General features: G+C 51.6%; 21 protein-coding genes. 9 read left to right on the top strand and 12 right to left on the bottom strand.

Annotated elements, in window-relative coordinates:
• Positions 1 to 36 precede the first annotated feature (36 nt).
• The 9 genes from gshB to ACJJIO_RS11015 all read left to right on the top strand — a co-directional run bounded on the left by gshB (position 37) and on the right by ACJJIO_RS11015 (position 8,761).
• Positions 37 to 993: a glutathione synthase gene (gshB, locus tag ACJJIO_RS11055; RefSeq protein WP_444910989.1), complete on the top strand. Its 957-nt coding sequence runs from the start codon at positions 37 to 39 to the stop codon at positions 991 to 993.
• 100 nt (positions 994 to 1,093) lie between these two features.
• Positions 1,094 to 2,002, top strand: a complete 909-nt coding sequence (locus ACJJIO_RS11050) for an energy transducer TonB (RefSeq protein WP_444883442.1) — start codon at positions 1,094 to 1,096, stop codon at positions 2,000 to 2,002.
• A gap of 35 nt (positions 2,003 to 2,037) precedes the next feature.
• Positions 2,038 to 2,622, top strand: a complete 585-nt coding sequence (locus tag ACJJIO_RS11045; protein WP_252084180.1) for a YqgE/AlgH family protein — start codon at positions 2,038 to 2,040, stop codon at positions 2,620 to 2,622.
• A 59-nt stretch (positions 2,623 to 2,681) separates the two neighbouring features.
• A complete protein-coding gene (gene ruvX, locus ACJJIO_RS11040; protein ID WP_252084179.1) occupies positions 2,682 to 3,104 on the top strand; it encodes a Holliday junction resolvase RuvX in 423 nt (140 codons plus the stop codon).
• Between the two features lie 89 nt (positions 3,105 to 3,193).
• Entirely contained in the window at positions 3,194 to 4,111 is a 918-nt protein-coding gene (hemC, locus tag ACJJIO_RS11035) for a hydroxymethylbilane synthase (protein WP_252084178.1), read from the top strand.
• A gap of 17 nt (positions 4,112 to 4,128) precedes the next feature.
• Entirely contained in the window at positions 4,129 to 4,899 is a 771-nt protein-coding gene (locus ACJJIO_RS11030; RefSeq protein ID WP_444908500.1) for a uroporphyrinogen-III synthase, read from the top strand.
• 119 nt (positions 4,900 to 5,018) lie between these two features.
• On the top strand, positions 5,019 to 6,377 hold the full coding sequence (locus tag ACJJIO_RS11025) for a uroporphyrinogen-III C-methyltransferase (protein WP_444908499.1): 1,359 nt from the start codon (positions 5,019 to 5,021) through the stop codon (positions 6,375 to 6,377).
• Complete coding sequence (locus ACJJIO_RS11020) at positions 6,374 to 7,624, top strand: heme biosynthesis HemY N-terminal domain-containing protein (protein WP_444883436.1); 1,251 nt, start codon at positions 6,374 to 6,376, stop codon at positions 7,622 to 7,624. The genes ACJJIO_RS11025 and ACJJIO_RS11020 overlap by 4 nt, the downstream gene beginning before the upstream one ends.
• Positions 7,625 to 7,720: 96 nt before the next feature.
• On the top strand, positions 7,721 to 8,761 hold the full coding sequence (locus ACJJIO_RS11015; RefSeq protein WP_444908498.1) for an alpha/beta fold hydrolase: 1,041 nt from the start codon (positions 7,721 to 7,723) through the stop codon (positions 8,759 to 8,761).
• Positions 8,762 to 9,049: 288 nt separating this feature from the next.
• On the opposite strand, the gene ACJJIO_RS11010 is transcribed toward ACJJIO_RS11015, so the two are convergent.
• The 12 genes from ACJJIO_RS11010 to metX all read right to left on the bottom strand — a co-directional run bounded on the left by ACJJIO_RS11010 (position 9,050) and on the right by metX (position 20,310).
• Positions 9,050 to 9,379 carry a hypothetical protein gene (locus tag ACJJIO_RS11010; protein ID WP_252084173.1) on the bottom strand — a complete coding sequence of 110 codons (330 nt, stop codon included), beginning with the start codon at positions 9,377 to 9,379 and terminating at the stop codon, positions 9,050 to 9,052.
• A gap of 287 nt (positions 9,380 to 9,666) precedes the next feature.
• Positions 9,667 to 10,179, bottom strand: coding sequence for a hypothetical protein (locus ACJJIO_RS11005; protein ID WP_444891574.1), 513 nt, complete (start codon positions 10,177 to 10,179; stop codon positions 9,667 to 9,669).
• Positions 10,180 to 10,318: 139 nt separating this feature from the next.
• Positions 10,319 to 11,539 carry a serine hydrolase domain-containing protein gene (locus tag ACJJIO_RS11000; RefSeq protein ID WP_444908497.1) on the bottom strand — a complete coding sequence of 407 codons (1,221 nt, stop codon included), beginning with the start codon at positions 11,537 to 11,539 and terminating at the stop codon, positions 10,319 to 10,321.
• A 178-nt stretch (positions 11,540 to 11,717) separates the two neighbouring features.
• On the bottom strand, positions 11,718 to 13,184 hold the full coding sequence (ubiD, locus tag ACJJIO_RS10995) for a 4-hydroxy-3-polyprenylbenzoate decarboxylase (protein ID WP_444908496.1): 1,467 nt from the start codon (positions 13,182 to 13,184) through the stop codon (positions 11,718 to 11,720).
• A 155-nt stretch (positions 13,185 to 13,339) separates the two neighbouring features.
• Positions 13,340 to 13,609, bottom strand: a complete 270-nt coding sequence (gene rbp / locus ACJJIO_RS10990) for an RNA-binding regulator (RefSeq protein WP_020413665.1) — start codon at positions 13,607 to 13,609, stop codon at positions 13,340 to 13,342.
• Positions 13,610 to 13,878: 269 nt separating this feature from the next.
• Entirely contained in the window at positions 13,879 to 15,138 is a 1,260-nt protein-coding gene (rho, locus tag ACJJIO_RS10985; protein ID WP_108731406.1) for a transcription termination factor Rho, read from the bottom strand.
• 372 nt (positions 15,139 to 15,510) lie between these two features.
• Complete coding sequence (gene trxA, locus ACJJIO_RS10980) at positions 15,511 to 15,840, bottom strand: thioredoxin TrxA (RefSeq protein WP_252084169.1); 330 nt, start codon at positions 15,838 to 15,840, stop codon at positions 15,511 to 15,513.
• A gap of 144 nt (positions 15,841 to 15,984) precedes the next feature.
• Positions 15,985 to 17,208, bottom strand: coding sequence for a radical SAM family heme chaperone HemW (hemW, locus tag ACJJIO_RS10975; protein ID WP_444908495.1), 1,224 nt, complete (start codon positions 17,206 to 17,208; stop codon positions 15,985 to 15,987).
• Positions 17,189 to 17,809, bottom strand: a complete 621-nt coding sequence (rdgB, locus tag ACJJIO_RS10970; RefSeq protein ID WP_444908494.1) for an RdgB/HAM1 family non-canonical purine NTP pyrophosphatase — start codon at positions 17,807 to 17,809, stop codon at positions 17,189 to 17,191. Before rdgB ends, hemW begins: the two co-directional genes overlap by 20 nt.
• Before the next feature lie 134 nt (positions 17,810 to 17,943).
• A complete protein-coding gene (locus tag ACJJIO_RS10965; protein ID WP_444883429.1) occupies positions 17,944 to 18,387 on the bottom strand; it encodes a DUF4426 domain-containing protein in 444 nt (147 codons plus the stop codon).
• 136 nt (positions 18,388 to 18,523) lie between these two features.
• Positions 18,524 to 19,114: a methionine biosynthesis protein MetW gene (gene metW / locus ACJJIO_RS10960; RefSeq protein ID WP_252084166.1), complete on the bottom strand. Its 591-nt coding sequence runs from the start codon at positions 19,112 to 19,114 to the stop codon at positions 18,524 to 18,526.
• Positions 19,105 to 20,310: a homoserine O-succinyltransferase MetX gene (gene metX, locus ACJJIO_RS10955; protein WP_444908493.1), complete on the bottom strand. Its 1,206-nt coding sequence runs from the start codon at positions 20,308 to 20,310 to the stop codon at positions 19,105 to 19,107. The genes metW and metX overlap by 10 nt, the downstream gene beginning before the upstream one ends.
• Positions 20,311 to 20,358 lie beyond the last annotated feature (48 nt).

The following is a 20,358-nucleotide window of genomic DNA, read 5'->3' as shown; positions in this document are numbered from 1 at the left end:
GCGGGATCAAAAATCCCTTCAACTACGGAAGCTAAGATGAATTACTCCCTCGGTGTGGTGATGGACCCCATCGCCCAGATCAATTTTAAGAAAGATACGACACTCGCACTGTTACAGGCCGCACAAGACAGCGGTTTCCAGCTGTTTTATTTTGAGCAAAGCGACCTGTATCTGGACAATGGCCGCGCCATTGGTAAGGGCAGACCACTGAGGGTATTTGACGATGCCGAGCGTTGGTTTAGCCTGGAAGAAGCCAGGGAGATGCCCCTTGGAGAACTCGATACCATTTTAATGCGTATCGACCCCCCCTTCGATAATGAGTACATTTACTCCACTTACATCCTTGAAGCGGCTGAACGCGAAGGTGCATTAGTCGTTAACAAACCGCAGTCTCTGCGGGACTGTAATGAAAAAATTTTTGCAACGACTTTTCCCCAGTGCTGCCCGCCTGTATTGGTCAGCAAGGATATGCAGCGCCTGCGGGAGTTTCATAAGACCCATCGGGATGTCATTTTCAAACCCCTCGATGGCATGGGTGGCGCAGGTATTTTTCACTGCAAACCGGACGGCGCTAATTTAGGCGCCATTCTGGAGATGCTCACCCAGCACGGCCACCAGCAAATCATGGCGCAGCGTTATATTCCCGAAATTAAAGATGGCGATAAGCGCATTCTGGTTGTCGATGGTGTAGCCGTACCCTACTGCCTAGCCAGAATTCCCGAGGCGGGTGAAACTCGCGGCAACTTAGCCGCCGGTGGCCGTGGTGAAGCGCGGCCACTGACTGATCGAGATCGATGGATCGTCGAACAAGTCGCCCCCACCCTGAAGGAAAAAGGGCTGTTATTCGTCGGTCTGGATGTTATCGGTGATTACCTCACGGAAATTAATGTCACCAGCCCAACCTGTGTGCGTGAGATTGATACTGCCTACGATACTTATATCGGTGCGCGACTAATGAGCGCCATCACACACCGTCTGGCACAAAAGCGCTAAACTGCGCCTTTAACTTGAATGACTCCCACCAGTGAACGGGCCGGATGGGAATGCCGAGCGTTACGCTCGGCAAGATATAAGCAGTAACCGATAATAGATAATGAATTCCACCGCCAACACGACGCCAAATTATGCAGACCAGCGCGAGCGTTTTACGTTCTCGCTGTTTCTCGCTGGCGCCATTCACGCGCTTTTGATTTTTGGTGTGGCTTTTGCCGAACCTGAAGGGCGGCAAGCCGCACCAACCCTGGAAGTTACTCTGTCACAATATAACTCGCCACAAGCACCGGAAGATGCCGACTACCTGGCCCAACACAACCAGCAGGCCAGCGGCACGGCAGATACCCCAAAGGAGCTGTCCAGCAATCGTCGCGCCGAATTTGCCGATACGCAAATTCACGATGTGAATCCTCTACCACAGCAGCAAGCCGCACGGCCTGCTGACCAGCGCCGCCAGTTGATCACCACCATCGGCGACAGCCCTCTGCAGGCCCCGGAGCTACCCGCTGAAGACAAGTTTTCCGAAGAGAAGCGCGGCGATGCACCAAATGATCTAGCCAGGACAAATCCAAAGATTGCCAGCCTGCAAGCGCGCCTGGATAAAATTCGCCAAACTATTGCCCAGCGCCCGCGAGTGCGGCGCCTGACCTCAGTGGCAACCAAGGCCTCTGCAGATGCCGCTTATCTGCACGAATGGCGCCAGAAGGTGGAAGCAATAGGTAGCGACAACTTCCCCGCGGAAGCCCTGCAGCAGAAAATCACTGGCAGCCTGCGCATGATGGTGCGCTTGCTGCCCACAGGCGCGGTGGAGGAAGTCATGATTCTGGACTCTTCGGGAGAGCGAATCCTCGACGATGCCGCCCAACAGATTGTACGCCTGGCAGCCCCCTTTGCGCCTTTCCCAGCAGAGATTCGCAAGGAGGCTGACCGCCTCGAAATTATCCGCACCTGGCGCTTCGATTTAACTGGCTTCTCCACTACCGCAGGTGAGCTGCCCGAGCGCGGCTAAACTTGCCTTGCACGCAAGCGACCTAGAATCCAACTATGCCCAATTCGAACATTGACAGCGACCTAACCCATGGCAGCTTGCGCGGCCAATTCCTACTGGCCATGCCCGGCATGGAGGACCCGCGCTTCAAGCACAGCATCGCTCTAATTGTTGAGCACAGCCAAGAGGGGGCTATGGGCATAGTGATCAACGCCCCCAGCAAAGTGCACTGGCGAGAGGTTTTTGAGCAGCTGTCGCTGAAGGACTCCAGCCAACGTGGCGATGAAACTGTCCTGCTGGGCGGGCCTATTTCTCCCGAGCAGGGCTTTGTCCTACACGGTGCCGGCGTACATTTCGACTCGACGAGCGAAATCAATATGGAAATCAGTCTTACCGCTTCCAGGGATATTCTCGAGTCACTGGCCTCAGGACATGGCCCCGACGATGTGCTGCTAGCGCTGGGCTACGCCGGCTGGGGGCCAGGACAATTGGAGCAGGAACTGGCGGAAAACGCCTGGCTGACTCTACCGGCAGAACCCGAAATCCTGTTTGCCACCCCAGTGCAAAAACGCTGGCAAAGTGCTGCCGCTCGACACGGTATCGACCTCTCAGGGCTCGGTTCACAGGCCGGACACGCCTAGCCCTTCCCGGTTATCATCCGGCCCAAGATTGATCCCTCTAATACCGGATGTTCCCCTTGATGAGTAAACCCATTACCGCCCTCGCCTTCGATTTTGGCACCCGCTCCATCGGCCTCGCCTTTGGCCAGAGCCTGACCGGCAGCGCCAAAGAGCTGCCACCACTGCCGGCAAAAGACGGCAAACCGGACTGGGACAAGGTCCAACGACTGATCGACGAGTGGAAGCCACATTATTTGCTTGTGGGTTTACCACTGAATATGGATGGCAGTGAGAGTGAATTTGGTGTTCGTGCACGTAAATTTGGCCAGCGCCTGCACGGGCGCACCGGGCTACCGGTGGAAATGATTGATGAGCGCCTCAGTACCCGCGCAGCCAAAGAGGAGGCAGCGGAACGCGGCCACCGCGGCAGCTACGCCGACAATCCAGTGGATTCCATTGCCGCGCGTATCATTCTTGAGGACTGGCTGCGCACACGCGCCTGATATCCGCTCCCAGAATCTGTGCAAGCTGAGCCATAGCTGCCGCCGCTCTGATAGAATTACCCGCCCACACAAATGAGTGATCGAGCCCAATGCCCATTTCCCGTATCCGCATCGCTACGCGCGAGAGCGCCCTGGCCCTATGGCAAGCCAATTATGTTAAGGATCGCCTGCAGCAGGAGCACCCTCAGCTGGAGGTAGAGTTGCTGCCAATGACCAGTCGTGGCGATCAGGTGCTGGATATCCCCCTAACCAAGGTGGGCGGCAAAGGGCTCTTTGTCAAAGAGCTGGAAGTGGCCATGCTGGAGGGACGCGCGGATATCGCCGTACATTCTATGAAGGATGTGCCGATGGAATTTCCTGAAGGCCTCTACCTGCCAGTTATTTGCGAGCGCGAGGACCCGCGTGATGCCTTCGTCAGCAACCGCTTTGCCAATTTGGAGGAACTGCCACAAGGCGCGATTGTGGGCACTTCGAGCCTGCGCCGCCAGTGCCAACTTCTGGCGCAGCGCCCCGATCTGGAGGTCAAGTTCCTACGCGGCAACGTAAACACTCGCCTCGCCAAACTGGATGCGGGAGAGTACGACGCTATTATTCTCGCTGCCGCCGGGCTGCTACGCCTGGAGATGCGTGAGCGCATTCGCAGCTTTCTCCCCTCCACTGTATTGCTGCCCGCCGGCGGCCAGGGCGCTGTCGGCATCGAAGCCCGCAAAGACAGCGAGCTGGAAGCCCTATTGCAACCACTGCACTGCCATGAAACCGCCGCGCGACTCAGTGCAGAACGCGCACTGGTTAAGCGCCTGAACGGCGGCTGTCAGGTTCCTATCGGCTGTTATGCCGAGCTGGAAGGCGACGCTCTGTGGCTTCGCGGCCTGGTCGGCAGCCCCGATGGCACCCGCATGATCCGCGCCGAAATCCGTGGTGCAGCCATTGATGGCGAAGCTCTGGGCGTTCAACTCGCTGAACAGTTGTTAGAGCAGGGTGCCGACAAAATTCTCGACGCGATTTAAGCCCAGGACAGATCCATATGGCCAAGCGCCTGCAAGGCAAGCGCGTACTGACCACGCGCCCCGCCCATCAAGCCGACACCTGGGGCGCGCTATTGCGCGCTACGGGCGCGGAAGTTGACACTATCCCTATGTTGGCTATTGAGCCCCTCATTGATGAGGCGGCTCAGCAGGCCATTAAAAAACGGATTCTCGATTTCGACCAGGTGGATTTTGCCATTTTCGTCTCCCAGAATGCAGTGCGCTACGCCGTCGACTGGCTGGAGGATTACTGGCCACAGTTACCCCAGGGGCCACAATACCTCGCTATTGGCGCGGCCACGGCTAAAGCATTACTGATGCGTGGTATACCCTGCGAGTACAGCGGCGAACACATGACTTCCGAGGACCTGCTCGCCCTCCCCACCCTACAAGAGGTTTCAGGACTTCGGGTACTGATCTTCCGCGGCACTGGCGGACGCACTCTTATTGGCGACACCTTGCGCGCACGGGGTGGGCGTGTGGATTACTGTGAACTCTACCGTAGGTCCCTACCTGCAGATGCCCCAGCGGATTTGGCGGGGTATTCTTTCACTCCGGATGCCATCACGGTCCACAGTGGCGAGACTCTCGCGAACCTACACAGCTGCATTGAGCGTGCAAATTGCGCGCACCTCCTCCAGGCTGCCCTTATCTGTCCCAGCGCGCGCGTCGCGGAGCAAGCCCGTTCTCTGGGTTTTATCTATACCAGCAGTGCTCAGAATGCCGGAGACAGCGCTATGCTAGAGGCACTGCTCAGGGCGCTAAACTGAATTGCTCTCGAATTTGCTGCCCTATTGGGTTAAAAATCTCAAAACGACGCCACCGGCGCTATTATGGTCGGTGCCACTCGCTATAATTCGACGACAATTACCAGCTGCGCCCCAAGCCCATGACCAACGAAAAACCCAAGGACAATCCTTCCACCCCGGCTAACGAACTCACTTCCGATGCACTGGACAAGGGGGGGAGCAAGAGCAATTTTGCCAAAGCAGCAGAAGGCAAAACTGATAAGGCCGCTAAAAATGTGATGCCTAAAAAGGGCGGTGGGCATTGGTGGTGGCTGGTCTTTATTCTGCTGCTTATCGCTTTGATCGCTTTTGCCTGGTACAGCTGGCCCCAACTGCGCAACCGCATCGCACAGCTGGACTTTTTCCCTGCCAAACAAACTGTGTCCACACAGAAAGCCGAATCACAAGGTGAAGTCACATCGCCAAATATTTCTACCGGGCCTGATACTTCCAGCCAAGCCCGCGAAGGGATAACTTCTACTGCACCCGCTGCACAATCTACTGCCGAACCTCCTTCCATAGAACCCCAGCAGGCAGAAGCGCCGAGCGTCTCCCCACAGAACCAGCAGCTTGATCAACTTCAACAGACAGATACTGAGTTGCGCAATCAAATACAATCGCAAACGCGCACTATTTTGCAGCTACAGCAACAGCTAGCGGCTCTTCAGCGCAGCCTCACCGCCCAGGGCAACCGGCTCAGTGAGCTCGGTAATGTGAGCCGGGAGGACTGGCAGCTGGCCGAGGCCGACTACCTATTGCGAATGGCCAATCAACGGCTGATGCTTGAAGATAATAGCCGCGCCGCTCTGGGCCTTGTTGAAAAGGTCGACACCATTTTGCGCCAAGTAAATCTTCCCGATCTCTACGGAGTGCGCCAACAGTTGGCACGGGATATCACCGCTTTGAAACTCGTGGAAAATATCGATCGAGAAGGCCTCTATTTACGCTTGCGCGCCCTGGAAGAGCAGTTGATCCGCGCCTCTATACAGCCGCAATTCGATATGGCCCAAACTCCAAGGGAGGTGGCAAAAGCAGAGCCCACGCAGGATAACCAATCCGCATGGGAGCGCAGCTGGAAAAATTTTACCAACTTCCTACGCGACTCTGTTCGCCCCATCGATGGCGATATCAACCCGGTAATGCTCTCCCCTCAAAGCGAGGCACGCTTTCGCCAAACCCTGCGTCTAAATATGGAGCAGGCACAACTGGCTCTATTGCGCGGCGATAGCACCGTTTACAAGGACGCTCTTGATAGCGCCCGCGAGCTGCTTCTGACTTATGGCACAGCCAATTCCCAGCGCAACACACTCGCGCAACAACTGGCAGAACTCAGCAAACAGCCCATTCAGGCGCAAATGCCAGATCTGAATGCCTCACAGGTGGCTCTCTACAATTACATTGAGCGGCTGCACAAAACGTCAGGGTATGGCACCGGCACCACCGAGGAGGTCAGCCAGTGAGAAAGGTCCTTTTTGCTGCTGTCGCCCTATTACTTCTCGGCGCCTTACTGCCGCAGATAAATCAGAATTACCCCGGGTATTTGGTAATCGGCTTCGGTGGCGAACTCAACAAAGGCTATGAGATGAATCTCTGGTTCGCCATAGTCGCGCTAGTTGCCCTTTTGCTCGCCCTGTTTCTTCTCACCTGGATAAGCCGCAGTCTCTTTCGCGCTGTGCGCGGCAGCGTCGATCGCCTGCGCTTTGGTCGCCAGCGGGTCGCCCGCAGACGTCTCACTAGTGGCCTGGTGGAGTTTATGGAGGGCAACTGGTCACGTGCCCGACGACAACTTTTAAAAAGTGCGCCGCGCTCCGAGGCGCCACTGATTAATTACCTGGCTGCCGCGCGCAGCGCTCATGAGCTTGGATTTCGCGAAGAAGCCAATGAGTTGCTGGCAAAAGCCGAAGCCTGTGGCGATGACACTGGCTTGGCAGTGGCTTTGAGCCAGGCCCGTATGCAGCTACAGGATAAACACTACGAACAGTGTATCGCCAGCCTCAAGCGAGCCAAGCAATTAGAACCTAAGCACCCGGCTCTGCTACAGATGCTCAAGCAGGCCTATTACGCTTTGGGGGACTGGAGCAACCTGAGAGAACTTCTCCCTGAATTAGAAAAACACGCCAATATGTCCGAAGAAGACCGACAAAAACTAGAGCGGGAAGTCTACGAACATCAACTCATCGAAGCCGCAAACCGAAACGACAGAGAGAAACTACATGACATCTGGCACGGCCTGAATGGCCGCTGGCAACGCAACGTAGAGCTTCGCAGTCTCTTTGCCCGTCTGCTGCACCAAAGCGGTGATGACAGTGCCGCGGAAAAACACCTGCGTTGGCTACTAAACCGAGAGTGGGCTCCCAAGCTGGCCGATCTATACGGCCGCCTTACCGGTGCCGACGCAGCGGCTCAGCTCTCTGCTGCAGAGGGCTGGCTCAAGGAATATGGTGAGAGTGCCGACCTGCTCACCTGTCTCGGGCGCCTGAGCTTACGCAACGAGCTGTGGGGAAAGGCACAACAGTATTTTGAGAAGAGCCTGTTGTTACGTCAGGACCCCGCAACCTCTGCAGAACTGGCACGACTATTTAAAGCACTCGGCGAGAAGGACAAAGCCTCGCGCTTGTTTGAGGAAGGGCTGATGCAAGCTGTTCCAAACTTACCTCCTGTATCCATGCCCAGTCAGGACAAACCCCTGCTCGGGGTACACGCCTAACCGTTTCTCCAAGGGTCCAGATAATCTGGGCCCTTTTCCTGTTATACTATTTGCCCCATAGTAGTAAGCCTCCGCATCCTTTTTGAGGCTTGCTCCATGACACCGTCACAGCAATATCTCTCATCCTTCGCTATTTTATTTTCCATTCTCTTATCACAGGTGACGCTGGCTGCTGACAACCCAATCCAGCCACAAGATAAGCTGCTGAGTGACTACGAGTACCCCTATCCGGTTAAGACTCTAGAGCTATCCAAATTAAGCCAGCCTGTGGCCATGGCCTATATGGATATTTCTGCGAACAAGCTTGTACCCTCTAAGGGAACAGTACTGCTTCTGCACGGTAAAAATTTTTCCGGCGCCTACTGGAAAGATAGTATCGCCGCGCTCACAGAACAGGGCTACCGTGTTATTGCTCCAGACCAAATTGGCTTCGGAAAGTCCAGTAAGCCATTGATGCAATACAACCTGCACGGTATGGCTACAGATACCAAATTTCTGCTCGACAAACTCAAAGTGGATCAGGTTTCTGTAGTTGGTCACTCCATGGGAGGCATGCTGGCTACACGCTTTTCTTTAATGTACCCGGGGATGGTGAGAAAGCTCGCCTTGGTAAACCCAATCGGCTTGGAGGACTGGAAGCGCGTCGTACCATACGAACCCCTGGAACAAGCCATCCTTAGAGAGCAGGCACAAACACCCGAAGGGATTAAGAGCTATATGTCCAGGGCCTATTTTGATGGGAAATGGAGGAAGTCCTACGATTCCCTACTCGATATTCAGGCCGGCTGGTCACTGGGCCCTGATTCTAAGCATATAGCCAAGATTGATGCCCTCACTTCAGAAATGGTTTTCACACAGCCGGTTATCTATGAATTCGCAGATCTCACTGTACCTATCTTACTGATTATCGGTACCCGGGATCGCACCGCGATTGGCCGCACCCGCGCTGCCGAACCCATTAAAAAGGCTCTGGGGCGTTATGACCTATTGGGTAAAAAAGCGGCTGCCATTATTCCAGATGCGAAGTTAACAGAACTTGATGGGGTCGGGCACATACCGCAGTTCGAGGCCTTCAACGATTATTTCGAATCCCTGAGCCAGTTCCTTAAGGAGGAGACTCAGCGGGATTCCGATTGATAAATTCCTTTCAACCTAAATCAGCCCCACATGACTGAAATAGCCTCAATGGAAAAATAAAAGCTTTCCAGACAGCAATAAAATTCTCTAGCTTGGGGATTTTCACTAAATCTATACCGTAAAGCAGCGAAGCTTCTGTTTACCTTTACACCAGAAAAAAAGAAAAATTTATAAAACAGCACCACTTAGAGGGAGAGATAACTTGGATCAGGAACAGAAGACATCCGTAAAAAAGCTATTTGAAAGCCACCTGACCAAGCTGAATAAGAAAAAAATTGCCCGAAGCTATTAGATATTTGCGAACATACCAGCAAAAAGAAGCATCGCTAGGAAAGTAATTATTCCCTGCAGAATCGCAATAATTATTGCTTTCAAAAATCCAGTACCCAATACCAACATATAGGCAATAGCCGCCAGTGGAATAGTCAAGAGAACCCCGGCGCTGTCACTCACACCGGGCAACATGCCGCCCACTATTCTCTGTACAATTAATGCCAACAATAAAGCAAAAAGACAGTGGAAAACTCCTGTATTTCTCGCCCCCATCATGGCAGCAGCCATTTTTAATGGCAGGACTAAGACTGCCACCATAATGATTACAAAAAGAATCAATTCCATTTATCACCCCTCCCTCATATTGTAATTATTTGCCCTAATCCCCAGGACCATCATGATGTAATTTGTTTATCGACCACTAAAAGCCAGACAAGAATGTCATCAAATGTTAAATATATTGGTCGACTGCATAATTAACATGCAATATAGCATCGAAGTATAGAAGAGATTACATCATACTACCTAAGTCACATTTGGTTGAATTAGACACACAAAAAAAGCTGGCAGAAGAATCACTACCAGCTTTATTGCAAGAAAGAGTGATATACAGAATTGATTGATTTGACAGTTTACTTACGTACTAGACGCATACTCGAAGGCTTTAGAGCTCCATTTTCCATATAGCTCTCTGTACGGATGATCCCTTCACTCTCCAACCACTCAAAGCCCAAACTATGTTGGTGATTGGCTTCTAAATCCAAAAGATTGGTAGCATCTTTGAAAGAAAATACCAGCTGTCCTCTTTCACCACTTGAACTAAGCTGCAAACGGGGCTGATTTCCTTGAGGGCAATAGTGGGTTGCCAATAAATTGCCATTATCCATATGATAGATAGTGAGCGAATGAGATTTACCCTTATACAGCCAATTCTCTACCAAAACAGAGGCTCCGGCAGTCTGGGAAAATTTAATATAAAAATCCCCCCCAGTATCGCCTTCCTTTTTCCAGTCTCCGCTAAGTGATTTTATTCGTTCGAAAGCTTCCTTACTCTTCAGGTTAGTCTCTTCTGCATTCACCATAAGTGGAAAACAACACAGGACGACAGAAAGAAATTTAATTATATCCTCTTTGGCTCTAATCATAATTGGTACTCCTTTTCCTATAGTGAGAGAGCTCAACCCAATGATACCCATTGGAACTTCCTCAATCACCGAAAAACCTATTAATGGATTTTGAGAAATTTCAGATAAAATCTTGATTATTTTATCTTATTTATGATTATTATATTTGCACTAAGCGCTTGGCAATATGCCTCATCGCCTCGGCTGACTTACTATCCATACCACGGTTCATTAGTATAATAAAGCCATCCTTACGGTCTGGGTCAAAATACATAGCAGTAAAAACCCCCAGATCTGACCCCATATGCCCCACAAGCCCATCGCGATCTCTCCAAAAAAAGCGTTGCGAATCAGAAACCGATTTGGGCAACTGCAAACGAAACATTTCTTCATACATGGTATCAGACAAGAGTTTCGCCCCTGATTTATCCCGGTTATGAAGGACTGCCAGTAGGAAATCACTAAGGTCTGCAATACTTACGCGAACACCACCATCCGGATACTGTGGATTACCATTGTGAGGATATGGATGAAATTTTTTATATTCGAAAGGTGGCTTAATAAACCTTCCCACAAAATAATTTATTTTGCTTGATTCATCATCAGTACACAGGCCGACAAATGGCACACATTGCTCTACTTTATAAGGCACAGCTATAGAATTCAGATCCATCCCATTAAGTTTCCAGCTTGCACTTTCCATTTCCAAACGGTGAAAAAGGGTATCCTTGCTATAGTCAGCGAGGGTTTGGCCTATTGCAGACTCCACTAGAAGGCCCGCCAAACCTGCAGATAAATTACTGTATTGCCGTCTTTTCCCCGGCATAGATTTCAGATAATGGTCTCCATTATTGTACAGACTACCTTCCTTAGTAAGGAGAGCACGGAGGTGTTGCTCAAGACTAATTTCTGGGTCGCGGTTTTCAGAATAAGTGGCATAGTCATAGTAATCCGCAATACCTGCAGTGTGACTTGCCAGATTTCTTAAAGTAATTTTTTCACCCCTTGTATGTGGATTATCCACCTTAAATGGTAAATAGGTATTGATATCCCGATTGAGCTCCAAATTTCCATTATCGACCAATTGCAATAACGTTACGCCCATAATAGGTTTGCTAATTGATGCGATATTAAAAGGGGTATTCTGGGTAACTGCCTCACCAGATTCCACATCCGCCATTCCGTAGACTTGCTGAAAAACAAGCTTACCGTCTTTTACTCTTGAGACGGCCATACCAGGAATAGCCGCCTCTTTCATAATTGTGGGCAGAAATTCTTCAATATTGGTAATCTCGGCGCTTCTCTCCTGCTGGCTTGGCAATATAGCCCAAAATCCGAAAACGCCAACAATCATTAAGCTGACAGCATAAAGTACTCTCATTTAAATATTCCCCACAATTAATCAAAGACGGCCATAAAGCTGATACCGAGATTTGACGTTATCAGCTTTATATATGGATGCGGGAATATGGAAATGGTTAAATGCTAAGAAATTAGCAACTAGAGCGCCTCTTGGGACGCCCTATGGAAGACCAACTAAAATAAAGTAGCACCAGTAATTATTCAAAACCTAGCTTGGACCAGATTTCATCGACTCTCTGGACCACCTGCGGATCTCTCTCGATAGGATTACCCCACTCTCTGTTGGTTTCTCCCTGCCATTTATTAGTAGCATCAAAACCAATCTTCGAACCCAAGCCAGAAACCGGCGAGGCAAAATCCAGATAATCAATCGGGGTATTTTCCACCATCACCGTATCACGCGCGGGGTCCATACGGGTTGTCATAGCCCAAATTACATCTTTCCAATCTCTTGCATTCACATCATCATCGGTAACGATAACAAACTTGGTATACATAAACTGGCGCAGGAAAGACCAGACTCCCATCATTACCCTTTTGGCATGTCCGGGATACTGCTTTTTCATAGTTACTACAGCTAGCCGATAGGAGCAGCCTTCAGGTGGCAGGTAAAAATCGACAATTTCAGGAAATTGTTTCTGCAAAATAGGCACAAATACTTCATTGAGCGCCTCGCCCAGGATCGCGGGTTCATCCGGCGGACGGCCAGTGTAAGTACTGTGATAGATGGGGTTTTTCCGGTGGGTGATTTTCTCCACCGTAAACACCGGGAAACGGTCCACCTCATTGTAATAGCCCGTATGATCCCCATAGGGGCCTTCATCGGCCATGTCATCGGGGTAGATAAAACCTTCCAACACATACTCAGCACTGGCGGGAACCTGCAGATCACTGAGCAATGCACCAGTTACTTCGGTTTTATCTCCACGCAATAGCCCGGCAAAGGCGTATTCCGACAGGCTATCCGGTACCGGGGTCACTGCTCCCAGTATTGTGGCCGGATCTGCACCAAGTGCTACAGCTACAGGATAGGGCTCCCCGGGGTGCTTCCGGCACCAATCACGGTAATCCAGCGCACCTCCCCGGTGGCTGAGCCAACGCATTATCAGTCGGTTTTTACCGATTAACTGCATGCGATAAATACCCAGGTTTTGGCGCTTCTTCTCTGGCCCACGAGTGATCACCAATGGCCAGGTTACCAATGGAGCCGCATCTCCCGGCCAGCAGGTCTGAATTGGCAATTTGGTGAGGTCTAAGTGAGCTTTATCTACTACCACCTGCTGACAGGCTGCTCCCTTGACCACTTTCGGCCCCATATTGAGCACTTGCTTGAAAACCGGCAATTTTTCCCAGGCATCGCGCAAATTCTCAGGCGGTTGAGGTTCCTTGAGAAAGGCGAGTAATTCACCCACCTCACGTAGGTCATCAATACTCTCACGCCCCATCCCAAGCGCTACTCGCTCAGTGGTGCCAAACAGATTGGCGAGCACCGGAGTATCAAAACCGATAGGATTTTCAAAAAGTAATGCAGGACCTCCCGAGCGCAGAACGCGATCAGAGATTTCTGTCATTTCCAGATTGGGGTCTACAGGGAATTTAATCCGTTTGAGCTGGCCACGCTTTTCCAACAATTGGATAAAATCACGCAGGTCTTTGTATTTCATGGGCTGCCGGTCAAGAAGAAAAATCCAGCGAGCAGTGTAAAACAGAAATTACAAAATAGGGAACAGCCCCCAGGATAGGGTGCCAATTGAGAAAAGGAAGAAACGACCCGCAAACAAAATGCTGCGGGTCGCAAAAAACTTAAGCTAGCCGTAGCTTAGAAGCGAGGGCGACGCGGACGATCTTCGCGAGGCTTAGCTTCGTTCACGCGGATGTTACGGCCAGACAGAGGCTGGTCGTTCATCTCTTCGATCGCTTTGCGCGCTTCGTCGTCGTTAGGCATTTCTACGAAACCGAAGCCCTTAGAGCGGCCAGTCTCACGGTCAGTAATAACAGTAGCCCGAGAGATTTCTCCGAATGCGCCGAAAGCTTCGTGCAGGTCGTCAGAGGTTACCGCGTAGGCCAGATTTCCAATATAGATATTCACAAAAGGTTCTCACTAGATGTGTGGGCTGTCGTGCAGTCACAAATGAATAACCAGCTCCACCAGATTATCCATTTGAGATTGGCCCTTTGCGGGGTTATCCCTGGGCCAATTCGGTCGGGCGCCAAACTATAAATTTCATACCCAGCGCCACGATGTGGAACTTTATATGCCTTATAGCTCGCCTTTTCAACATTAATTCGCGCAAATAATCACTTTGTGCAAACCAGAATATAAAAGGCGCCGATATGGGCGCCTTTTATATAAAAAAATTATTTCCGTTTCATGGACAGGAAGAATTCGTCATTTGTCTTGAAGTCTTTCAGCTTGTCCACCAGGAATTCAGTTGAGGCAACATCTTCCATATCATGTAGTAACTTGCGCAGGATCCATACCCGCTGCAGCTCGCCCTCAGGCATCAGCAGCTCTTCTCGACGTGTTCCCGAGCGTCGAACATTAATTGCCGGATAAACACGTTTTTCCGCGATCTTACGATCCAACTGCAACTCCATATTACCCGTGCCTTTAAACTCCTCGAAAATCACCTCGTCCATCTTCGAGCCAGTATCAATCAGTGCAGTAGCAATAATAGACAGACTTCCGCCTTCTTCAATATTCCGTGCAGCGCCGAAGAAACGCTTAGGTCTCTCGAGGGCGTGGGCATCCACACCACCAGTCAATACCTTACCGGAACTGGGTACCGTGGTGTTATAGGCACGCGCCAGACGGGTAATAGAGTCCAACAGGATGACCACGTCTTTCTTGTGCTCTACCAGGCGCTTGGCCTTTTCGATAACCATCTCGGCAACCTGTACGTGACGTGCCGGAGGCTCATCAAATGTAGAGGCAACCACTTCTCCGCGCACCGAGCGCTGCATTTCGGTAACTTCTTCCGGGCGCTCATCGATCAGCAGGACAATAAGGTGGCACTCCGGATTGTTGCGCGTGATAGCCTGAGCCATATTCTGCAACATAATCGTTTTACCGGCTTTTGGCGGCGCCACGATCAAACCCCTCTGGCCCTTACCAATCGGCGCAACCAGATCAATAATGCGGCCAATCAGGTCTTCGGAAGAGCCATTTCCACATTCCAGGGTTAAGCGATCGTTGGGGAAAAGCGGGGTGAGGTTTTCAAAAAGAATCTTATTGCGGGCATTTTCCGGTTTATCGAAATTAATTTCGTTAACCTTTAATAGAGCGAAATATCTCTCACCCTCTTTTGGTGGGCGAATTTTTCCGGAAATTGAGTCACCCGTGCGCAAATTAAATCGACGAATTTGGCTGGGGGAAACATAGATATCATCCGGACCCGCGAGATAGGAGGAATCAGCGGAACGCAAAAATCCAAAACCATCCTGAAGGATTTCCAGTACGCCATCACCGTAAATATCTTCACCGCTTTTGGCGTGGCGTTTGAGAATATTAAAAATAATATCCTGTTTACGCGACCGGGCCAGGTTTTCCAGGCCCATGCCTTTGGCTATTTCAATCAACTCTTCAATGGGTTTGGTTTTTAATTCGGAGAGATTCATACCAATTGCTTATTAAGGTTTCTGTTGTCATTGGCGCGGACACGCCGGAAATAATTTGAGGAGGGGTTTGAAAATCAGAGATTTGCTCGTTTATTTGCCCGGTACTCCAGGACTCCATGCCTTTCAAAAGCGTAATACTCATTGGCTTTAGCTTTCCAACACTAAACGTTATAGGGAAAGCCGTCTCAATTAAGCTCAATTCGAGGAATAAATACGCCGGGAATAGTCAGGGACCTATGGGGGGGCGTTTTCTTCAGCTGGTCGTCACTGGATTCACAGCTGACTGAACTATTACAGAATTACAGCCAGTATAACGGGTGTTTCCCATCCTGCAAAGAAATTTGCCTTCTTTGCAGGATGAATTAACCGGGATTAAAGCTGGCTATCGATAAACTCGGTCAACTGGGCTCGAGACAGGGCGCCAACCTTAGTGCCTTCCACATTGCCACCTTTAAACAGCAGCAGGGTAGGAATACCGCGTACGTTGTACTTTGCCGGGGTTTCTTTGTTGGCATCCACGTCAACTTTGACGATTTTCAATTTTTCGCCATAGTGACCAGAGAGGTCTTCCAGGACCGGAGCGATCATTTTGCACGGACCGCACCATTGCGCCCAGAAGTCCACCAGCACCGGACCTTCAGCCTTGAGAACCTCGGCTTCAAACTCAGCGTCGGTTACGTTGATGATTGCGTGCTCGCTCATAATGCTTTCCTGTTCTTTAGTTACTCGATGCGGGGACACCGCAGGCGCATCATCTCACGATGCCGGCTGTGGTAATACAGCTGTACTGCGCCGATCAGCCCAGAGTTTGGGGCATTAATTCCGTTTTCAAGCCCTGCTCAGATATCAGGCCTGCTCCAAAAACCGCTGAAGAATCTCATCAAGATAGTCAAAGCCAAAGGCACTGGCAGCAATACGGCGCTCCAGCGGCTGTACCAGATCCATAGCCATCAGCCCCGGCCAATGTCGCTGCAGAGCCTCCAATGATAGGCCGGTATAGCGCTCAAAAGTATCTACCGGTACACCCTCGACCAGGCGCAGGGCGTTCATCAAGAACTCAAGGGGCAAATCGCTGAACTCTATTGAATCAATATGGGGCTCAGCCAGTGCGCGCTGCAACAACTCCCCTCCCCGGGGTGCAATGGATAGGTAGTCTCTTGGAGTTCGCGTACGGCGACTGCGCAATATCTTCCCCTCTGCGGGCAAGCTGACCTTGCCATGGGCTCCGGCACCAATGCCCAGGTAATCGCCAAAGCCCCAATAGTTGAGGTTGTGGCGCGACTCCAGTCCCCTGCCACTGTAGGCGGACACCTCGTAGCGAAAGTATCCCTCCGAGGCAAGGAACTCGCGCCCGTGGCTCTGCATACTGGCGATCAGCTGTGACCCCGGTGTCGAGGGGGGAGCGCTGTAGAACGCTGTATTGGGTTCAATGGTTAATTGGTACCAGGAGATATGTTCAGGCGCCAGGGAGACAGCGCGCTGCAGGTCTTCCAGAGCCTCAGCCTCTGTCTGTCCAGGCAGGCCATGCATCAGATCGAGATTGATATTATCGAAGCCGGCCTTCCGCGCCATCCCTAGGGCCTCACTGGCCTCTTCACCGCTGTGGATACGGCCCAGATTGTGCAACTGGCTACTGCTAAAACTCTGCACGCCAATCGAGAGTCTATTAACCCCTGCGGCCCGATAGCCGGTGAATTTAGCTTGCTCGAAAGTACCCGGATTGGCTTCCAAAGTTATTTCAATATTCTCACTGAAGCCAACCAGCTCCTCAGCCATTATCAGGATCTGGCCGATTGCTTCGGGAGAAAACAGGCTCGGGGTACCACCACCAAAGAAAATCGAGCGCAGCTTGCGTCCCTGCACCCAAGGCAGCTGGCTGATCAAATCACGGCGCAGTTGCGCCACATAGTCCGCCTGTGGGAGAGCATACTCCGTATCCGTATGATCTCTGCTCGCCTGGTGGGAGTTGAAATCACAGTAGGGACATTTGCGCACACACCACGGGATATGTACGTAAAGGCTAAGCGGCGGTAACTGCAAACTATGGTTTCTATCCTGCAAGATCGGCACCCAGCATAGTTTCCTGCCACATCGTTTCAAATGCCACCACTGCCTGGGCGCGGTGGCTAATGCGGTTTTTCAGCTCTCTCGGCATCTGCGCAGAGGTCATCCCTTCCGCATCCACAAAGAACAGGGGGTCGTAGCCAAAGCCCTGCTCACCGGCAGGCTCATTGAGTATACGGCCGCGCCACTGGGCACTACATACTAGGGGGACCGGGTCATCAAAACTGCGTACAAAGGCTAGTGCACAATGAAAACTGGCACCACGACGCACCTCTTCGATCCCTTGCAAGGCCTCAAGCAGCTTGCTGTTATTGCGTGCATCTGTAGCACCTTCGCCGGAATATCGCGCCGAATAGATTCCCGGCGCACCACCGAGCACATCCACTGCCAACCCAGAGTCATCGGCTAGCGCCGGGAGGCCGCTAATGCGGCTGGCGTGACGTGCTTTGATCAGGGCATTTTCAATAAAGCTGAGCCCGGTCTCCTCTGCATCACTCACACCGAATTCAGACTGTGGCAGAACCTCAATGTCCCAGCTGTTGAAGAGTTGGGAAAATTCTCGCAATTTGCCGGCGTTACCGCTGGCCAAAACAATTCTTTTTAACATGCTGTATCAAATAAAAAACGGGCTCTGGGCCCGCAAAGGATTCAGTTTAATTGAGATGTCTTTCTGTGATCACACAGCTTATTGCAGCCGTATAAACAGAGAGAATCGCTCACCCAGGTCATTCACCATTGCCGCTAGAGCTTGCGACGGAAGGAAATCGTCTGTTTCTTGCCATTGGGCAGGGTCACATCCACATTGAAGGTGAGAGTTTCCTCTTTTTCAAAGCGCAAGGGTGCCAAATAGTAAACCGCGTCGCCTTCCCGAATTTCTTTAAACTTCAGCGGTCGCGACTGCTGAATCAGGTTTGTCGCATTGCCAGACATCTCCGCACTAAGGCCCTTGGTACCACCATCTTTTTTCACCACAGAGACATTCACGTAGGCGCGGTCTTTAGCCCTCACCAGTTGGTACTGTTGGGCGATGTCCGGCTGGATAAAGTCACTGTTGAACACCGAGAAAATCACCCGGTAATCTCCGAAGTCCTCGTAATTCTTAATAACACGGGCCTGTTGTGCCATGGCACTAGCGGTCAGGAAGAGCAGCGTAAGAGCGGCAGCGACATTAAAGATGCGGTTCACGGGTCACCTCCAATTGTTATGAGCGCCCTTTCAACTGAATAACCGGGCAGACCCGGCAGTTTGGCCAGAGCGATAATCACCCATATCAGCAGTTTGCCCCAGAGACCCGGAACAAAAACTTGGCGCAGATATTAGTTTAGCGAGTCAGGTGGTATATCGCGGTCTCACCGAATAAATTTGGCAAAAAGTCTTTAAAGACCACCCCTAATTTCGACTCAGATACTACCTGGCGGTGCAAAATAGTCCAATCGTTCTGCCCGCACAGCACCTCGAAGTCTCGAAAAGTACAAAAATGAATATTGGGTGTGTCATACCATTCAAATGGTAATAAATCGGAAACCGGCATACGCCCAGAAAAAGCCAGGTGCCAGCGGGCCTTCCACTGGCCAAAGTTGGGGAAGGTGATAATACAGTCGCGCCCAACTCGTAACATTTCACCCACCACCAGATGCGGGTGCCTCAAGGTTTGCAGGGCCTGGGTCATTACCACGGTATCGAAACTGGCATCGGCGAAATTGGTAAGCCCCGCATCGAGGTTTTGCTCGACGACATTGACCCCACGCTGCACACAACGGTGTATCTGCTGCGCATCTATTTCCAGTCCGTAACCAACAACGTCTTTGTTCTTCTGCAACTGTTCCAGCAGTTCACCATCACCACAGCCCAGATCGAGTACTCGGCTTGCGGGTGCTATCCATTCCTGGATTACATTGAGATCTATACGCATGCGGGCTGCCCTGCTTTGTGCTCCAGCGCTACACGCTGCATGTAGGCACGAAAGACGCCCTCGTAGCGCTTATTTGGCAACAGGAAGGCATCGTGTCCCATGGAGGACTCTATTTCTGCATAACTCACCGCCCGATTGGCGTGCATCAACGCATCGGCGATTTCCCGCGAGCGGCTGGGGGCGAAGCGCCAGTCCGAAGTGAAGGAGATCAACAGGAAGCGGCAACGCGCATGGGCAAAAGCCGCTACTGGGTCGTCGTTGTACTCCCGTGCGAGATCAAAAATATCCAGCGCTCGTGTCATAAGGATGTAGGTATTTGGATCGAAACTGCTGGAAAAGCTATCACCCTGGTAGCGCAAATAACTCTGAATCTGGAACTCCACCTCTTCGTCAACGCCCTGCTGGAAGCTGCCGGAACGCAGTTCACGACCAAATTTATGCGCCAAACCATCATCGGAAAGATAGGTAATGTGGCCAATCATGCGCGCGACGGCCAAACCTCCACGTGGCAGTTTCCCCTCCTCCTGATAGCGCCCTGCACAGAAATCCGGATCCGAGGTTATCGCCTGACGTGCGGTCTCATTGAAAGCAATATTCTGCGCCGAGAGTTTCAACGCCGAAGCAATCACCACGCAATGGCGCAAGCGTTCCGGGTACTCCAGAGACCAACGCATGGCCTGCATTCCCCCCAGACTGCCACCAATCACTGCGGCCCACTGCTCTATGCCAAGAATATCTGCCAAGCGCGCCTGGCTGTGTACCCAGTCGCGCACTCGCAAGGAGGGAAAATCCGGGCCCCAGGGTTTACCCGTGGCGGGATTGATAGAGACGGGCCCGGTAGAACCATGGCAGCCGCCCAAGTTATTGACCGCCACCACAAAAAACCTATTGGTATCAATGGGCTTGCCGGGACCGATATAGTGGTCCCACCACCCTGGGCGCTTGTCCTCGGGGCTGTGTCTGCCCGCAGCATGGTGGTGACCGGATAACGCATGGCAAATCAACACCGCGTTACTTTTATCGGCATTCATTTCGCCATAGGTTTCATAGACTAAGGTGTAGTCCTGTAAAACACGCCCGCAGGCCAGCTGCAGAGGTTCACAAAACTTATGGCTCTTTGCTGTTACAAGACCTACAGAGCCGTGATCTGCTGTACTGGGTGCCTCGAGGGAGGGGCTGGAGTTTTCCGTGGACAAAGTAATTATATCTGTCGGGTTATTTGGCGGTTGGTTATTGTCACTGCA

The organism is Microbulbifer mixtoriginis (SeqCode) (assembly GCF_052467235.1).
The sequence above is the reverse complement of the archived record's forward strand: the minus strand, read 5'-3'. Positions and strand labels throughout refer to the sequence as shown.

What these genes read in the sequence shown, in the direction of transcription:
- ACJJIO_RS11000 (WP_444908497.1), bottom strand. Translation starts at nt 11,539, where the DNA reads ATGAGAGTACTTTATGCTGTCAGCTTAATGATTGTTGGCGTTTTCGGA.
- metW (WP_252084166.1), bottom strand. Translation starts at nt 19,114, where the DNA reads ATGCGTATAGATCTCAATGTAATCCAGGAATGGATAGCACCCGCAAGC.
- hemC (WP_252084178.1), top strand. Translation starts at nt 3,194, where the DNA reads ATGCCCATTTCCCGTATCCGCATCGCTACGCGCGAGAGCGCCCTGGCC.
- ACJJIO_RS11030 (WP_444908500.1), top strand. Translation starts at nt 4,129, where the DNA reads ATGGCCAAGCGCCTGCAAGGCAAGCGCGTACTGACCACGCGCCCCGCC.
- rho (WP_108731406.1), bottom strand. Translation starts at nt 15,138, where the DNA reads ATGAATCTCTCCGAATTAAAAACCAAACCCATTGAAGAGTTGATTGAA.
- ruvX (WP_252084179.1), top strand. Translation starts at nt 2,682, where the DNA reads ATGAGTAAACCCATTACCGCCCTCGCCTTCGATTTTGGCACCCGCTCC.
- ACJJIO_RS11005 (WP_444891574.1), bottom strand. Translation starts at nt 10,179, where the DNA reads ATGATTAGAGCCAAAGAGGATATAATTAAATTTCTTTCTGTCGTCCTG.
- trxA (WP_252084169.1), bottom strand. Translation starts at nt 15,840, where the DNA reads ATGAGCGAGCACGCAATCATCAACGTAACCGACGCTGAGTTTGAAGCC.
- ACJJIO_RS11025 (WP_444908499.1), top strand. Translation starts at nt 5,019, where the DNA reads ATGACCAACGAAAAACCCAAGGACAATCCTTCCACCCCGGCTAACGAA.
- ACJJIO_RS11045 (WP_252084180.1), top strand. Translation starts at nt 2,038, where the DNA reads ATGCCCAATTCGAACATTGACAGCGACCTAACCCATGGCAGCTTGCGC.
- ACJJIO_RS11010 (WP_252084173.1), bottom strand. Translation starts at nt 9,379, where the DNA reads ATGGAATTGATTCTTTTTGTAATCATTATGGTGGCAGTCTTAGTCCTG.
- gshB (WP_444910989.1), top strand. Translation starts at nt 37, where the DNA reads ATGAATTACTCCCTCGGTGTGGTGATGGACCCCATCGCCCAGATCAAT.
- ACJJIO_RS11015 (WP_444908498.1), top strand. Translation starts at nt 7,721, where the DNA reads ATGACACCGTCACAGCAATATCTCTCATCCTTCGCTATTTTATTTTCC.
- rdgB (WP_444908494.1), bottom strand. Translation starts at nt 17,809, where the DNA reads ATGTTAAAAAGAATTGTTTTGGCCAGCGGTAACGCCGGCAAATTGCGA.
- ubiD (WP_444908496.1), bottom strand. Translation starts at nt 13,184, where the DNA reads ATGAAATACAAAGACCTGCGTGATTTTATCCAATTGTTGGAAAAGCGT.
- ACJJIO_RS11050 (WP_444883442.1), top strand. Translation starts at nt 1,094, where the DNA reads ATGAATTCCACCGCCAACACGACGCCAAATTATGCAGACCAGCGCGAG.